The 4,492-nt window shown below is 51.8% G+C and carries 3 protein-coding genes; 2 read left to right on the top strand and 1 reads right to left on the bottom strand.

Annotated features, from left to right (window positions below):
• Positions 1 to 201: 201 nt before the first annotated feature.
• Positions 202 to 1,299: an aminopeptidase P family protein gene (locus JW883_00490; protein ID MBN1840747.1), complete on the bottom strand. Its 1,098-nt coding sequence runs from the start codon at positions 1,297 to 1,299 to the stop codon at positions 202 to 204.
• A 303-nt stretch (positions 1,300 to 1,602) separates the two neighbouring features.
• Between JW883_00490 and JW883_00485 the strand changes: the two genes are divergently transcribed.
• Complete coding sequence (locus tag JW883_00485) at positions 1,603 to 2,883, top strand: UDP-N-acetylglucosamine pyrophosphorylase (protein MBN1840746.1); 1,281 nt, start codon at positions 1,603 to 1,605, stop codon at positions 2,881 to 2,883.
• Positions 2,884 to 3,060: 177 nt separating this feature from the next.
• Positions 3,061 to 4,410 (top strand): phosphoglucosamine mutase, encoded by a 1,350-nt coding sequence (locus tag JW883_00480; GenBank protein ID MBN1840745.1) that lies wholly within the window; start codon positions 3,061 to 3,063, stop codon positions 4,408 to 4,410.
• Positions 4,411 to 4,492 lie beyond the last annotated feature (82 nt).

Raw genomic sequence — 4,492 nt, 5'->3', positions numbered from 1 at the left:
CTTGTAATATTGGAGGGCTGGGGACATCCCCCGTACCCTCAAATGCTAACTCTTATATCTAAATTCCAGTATACAAGGCATTTTAGCGCATTTTAGGCACGTTAGGCATTTCGATGGAACCGAGTATGGCAGAGCCAATGACTCTGACCTAGCCCACAGGACCAGGTTTCCTGAACTGAAATGAAATCGGTCCGAATGGTGTCAGAGGGGAAGACGGTTTAGTACAACCGCTCCGCCTTCTTGGACGACAACCATATTTTCCAGACGCACGCCGCCCCATCCCGGTATGTAAATGCCCGGTTCTACAGTGGTGACCATCCCTGCCTCAAGATCCATGGCTCTGAAAGGACTCAAATGGGGTTTTTCATGAACGGCCAGTCCCACGCCATGGCCCAGCCCGTGGCCGAAGTGGTCGCCAAACCCATTGGCAGCAATATAGTCTCGGGCTATCTTATCCACGGCGACGGTGCTAATTCCGGACTTGATTGCTTGAACAGCCATGGATTGTGCGTCTCGCACAACCTGATAGACGGTCTTGAAGGTCGAGTCAGGCCTGCCCAGGACAATGGTGCGTGATATGTCTGAACAGTAACCATTAAGGCGGCCTCCCCAATCAAAGAGAATAGGTTCTCCCTGTCCAAGAGGTCGATCTGAAGGGAGAGCATGGGGCAGGGCGGCGTTGGGTCCGGAGGCCACAATAGGGGGAAATGCGATAGATTCCGCTCCCTTTTCCCGCAAGTCCCTTTCAATGGTCCACGCGAGCTCTTTTTCACTGATCCCAGGCGCGAGCTCTTCGCGAACGGCCTCAAACACAGATTCGGACAGAGCAAGGGATTGTCGTATGGCACGCAGCTCATTTTCTTCTTTAATCATACGAAGCTCTTCCACGAGGCCTTCGGTGGGAATTATCGAAACAGAGCAATCCTGCTTTTTCAACTCCTTTTTGAACTTTTCGAACTGCAGGTGGGACAGGCGCACACTCTCAAAGCCGAGGAGTTCGGTGTCCAGGGAGCTGAGGATCTCAGGCAGGCTTTGAGCCAGCCCCTGTTTGTAGCAAAACACCTCGAATTCAGGGGCCTCCGTTCGGGCCTGTGCTTCATATCGAGAGTCAGTGGCAAGCAACTGTCGGCTGGGTGTAATGAGAAGGGCGCCGGCAGACTCGTCAAACTGGCCGTCTTTACCAGTGAACCCGCTCAGGTATCGACGGTTTTCCTCGACAAGTACGAGGAAAGCGTCAAGCCCTTTGTCCACTAGCCTGGCCCTTAGTCTGGCCATACGGTTTGTTGTGGTCCCTTTCATGATGGACGTAAGCTAGCAGAAAGTCTCGCAGGGTGCAACCTTGACGGCCAATGTCAGTCGGTATTGTCAGGTGGTGTCCATCCATAAACGGATCTTAATACACTGGGTTCTAGTGTGAGTTTCCAATTCGCCTGAGGCGGACAAGGTCAAGGAAATCAAGAGATTGCGCGGAGGCTTACATTGGTGCGCCGCACAAGCGATCCCGCAGATTGACGCCGAGATCGCGGTATAAAATCGAGAAGCAATTTCATAAAACGATTTTATCTTGACAACAGGTGGAATTCAATAATAATCCGTATCGGGATGCATTCTGAAGGCATAGACAAGATACAAAGGCTTATAAAAAAGGGGGTCAGGATACCAAGCCCCCGTAGTGTCCTAATAGGAGATGAGGTCCCTTTGGACCGCATCTCAGGAAACGGGGTTGTCATCTATCCGGGCTGTAAGATCTTTGGTGAAAATATTCTCATTATGGCTGGCGTCAAACTCGGCTATGAAGAACCCGTGACCGTGGAAGACTGCCAGATCGGTCCCGACGTAGAACTAAGGGGCGGGTTTTTCAGACGCTCAGCCTTTTTTGCAAAGGCGAGTATGGGATATGGGGCCCAGGTCAGGGACGGGTGCATCTTGGAAGAACATGCAAATGGCGCCCACACCGTGGGTCTGAAGCAGACCATACTTTTTCCTTTTGTAACCCTTGGAAGCCTCATAAACTTCTGTGACTGCCTCATGTCAGGGGGCGCCAGCCGGAAAAACCACAGTGAGGTGGGGAGCTCCTATGTACATTTCAACTACACCGCTAATCAGGACAAAGCCACCCCGTCTTTGATCGGCGACGCGCCAAGGGGTGTAATGCTGAATCAGGATGCCATATTTCTGGGAGGGCAGGGGGGGCTGGTTGGCCCTGTACGGGTGGAATACGGAACAGTGATTGCAGCAGGTGTCGTTTGTCGAAAGGACATCCCGGATGGCCGCAAGCTTGTGCTGGCCGAAGGCCCGTGTCGCCAGGGTGTTGACGACCCTCGCCTTATCGCGAACTTTCATCATGGCATATACTGGCATGTTAAGGGGCGGGTAAGCAAAAACATCAATTATATCGCGAACCTCATGGCCCTCAGGCAATGGTACGTGGAGACTCGCTCCCTGTTTCATAGAGGCGACTCCATGGCTGGGATGCTCCATCAGGGTGCATTGGACAAGCTGGATATGGCAATTCAGGAGCGAATCGATCGCCTTGAAGCGCTGGCCCGGAAGATGCCTGAATCTGCAAAAAGGTACCGTCGGATCATGAAGGAACAGTTAAACGAAAAGCTCCTGAGGCAGAAACAGGAGCTTTTTGAGAGATGGCAGGACATAGAGGCAGTATTTGAAAGGAACCTGGAGAATTCGGGAAATCCTGCTATCCGGGAGCCTTTCATAGAGGAGGTCTGCAGGGGCGTTAAGGAGAGAGGCGCTGACTACGTGGGAGTTATACAGGGGCTTGATAAGGCTTGGTCTTTGAAGGGAACGAAATGGCTTCAAGGTATCGTGGATACGATAAACGAAGAAGCCCTGGAGATTATGCCGTCTTTCAAATGCAAATAGAATATATGAATGTAGTCTAGCTGGTTGCGATAAATCATTAAAGTAGTTTGTTAACGTCCCAATTCGTGTTTTTTCTGGCAGTATATTTTCTACAATATCACACAAGTTGTGGGGCCTTCAGTTTTTTTAGTCCTCCGCCTACGGCAAATCCGGGTTTGTCATATTTTTTGAGGAGTCATGGGAAGACTATTCGGCACAGATGGTATCAGGGGCGTGGCCAATGAATACCCCATTACTCCTGAGATGGCCCTGAAGGTCGGACGGGCAACTGCTCATCTCTTCAGACAAGAAGGCCGCAGTACACGGATTATTGTTGGAAAGGATACCAGGATATCTTGTGACATGCTTGAACATGCTTTGGTTTCCGGGATCTGTTCCGTGGGAGCTGATGCCCTCTTGGCTGGTGTCTTGACCACGCCCGGCGTGGCCTATGTGGCAAGGGATATGGGCTTTGACGCGGGTGTGATGATTTCGGCTTCACACAACCCCTTTCATGACAACGGGATTAAGATCTTTAAGGGAGACGGATTCAAGCTCTCGGATGAGATGGAACTTGAGGTTGAAGATCTCGTCCTTGAGAACAAGATGCCTGAAGCGCCCGACAATCCCCGTGCCCTGGGCAGGGTACACGCCATCACGGATGCCTGTGATCGATATGTGGCTTTCTTAAAGCAGGCTGTTTCCGAGGACAACGGACTGCAAGGACTCAATATTGTTCTGGATTGCGCCAACGGGGCTACATCTGAAATAGCCCCTTCCGCTTTTGCAGGACTGGGGGCCGCGGTCAAGCCACTTTTTTCTGAGCCTGATGGCACGAATATCAACTTCAACTGCGGGTCTGAACATCCGGAAAGGCTGGCCGAGGAGGTCGTGAAGATCAAAGCTGACGTCGGGTTTGCCTTTGACGGAGACGGAGACCGGGTCATTGCAGTTGACGAGAAAGGGGCGAAGTTGGCAGGTGACCAGATCCTTGCTCTTTGTGCCAAGGTCATGAAAGATGATGGGCTGCTGACGAATAGCATTGCCGTAAGCACGGTAATGAGCAATATCGGTCTTAGCCTTGTCCTCAAGGAATTGGGCATAGATCATGTGACAACTCAGGTGGGTGACAGGTATGTCTTGCAAGAGATGCTGGCAAGAGGGGCATGCATTGGAGGTGAGGACTCAGGGCACATGATATTTCTGGACCTTCATACGACCGGAGACGGCATCATAACGGCCCTTAAGGTCGTTGATGCCATGAAGAGGACGGGTGAACCCCTTTCGGAGCTATCTCGATTCATGAAGGTCTTCCCTCAGCGCTTAATCAATGTGGAGGTGAAGGAAAAGCGCGCTTTGGAGTCAGCGCCTCAAATCGTTGCTGCTATTGAGCGCGTGGAGGAGATCCTGGGAGATAGGGGAAGGGTGCTGGTTCGCTATTCCGGCACACAGCCTATGTGTCGCGTCATGGTGGAAGGGCCCACCCATGAAGAGACTAACAAGTATTGTGAGGAGATTGCACAAGTGGTGAAGAAAGAACTTGGCTAGTTTCCATCCAGAAATGGCCCTTTTCTCCGCCTCCGGCGGATCAATCTGCTGGATCGCTTGTGCGGTCCGCCTAGGCGGACCT

It is taken from the genome of Deltaproteobacteria bacterium (assembly GCA_016930875.1).
GTDB lineage: Bacteria > Desulfobacterota > Desulfobacteria > Desulfobacterales.
Note: the sequence above shows the minus strand (reverse complement) of the source record. Positions and strands in the feature narration are given on the sequence as shown.

What these genes read in the sequence shown, in the direction of transcription:
- JW883_00485 (MBN1840746.1), top strand. Translation starts at nt 1,603, where the DNA reads ATGCATTCTGAAGGCATAGACAAGATACAAAGGCTTATAAAAAAGGGG.
- JW883_00480 (MBN1840745.1), top strand. Translation starts at nt 3,061, where the DNA reads ATGGGAAGACTATTCGGCACAGATGGTATCAGGGGCGTGGCCAATGAA.
- JW883_00490 (MBN1840747.1), bottom strand. Translation starts at nt 1,299, where the DNA reads ATGAAAGGGACCACAACAAACCGTATGGCCAGACTAAGGGCCAGGCTA.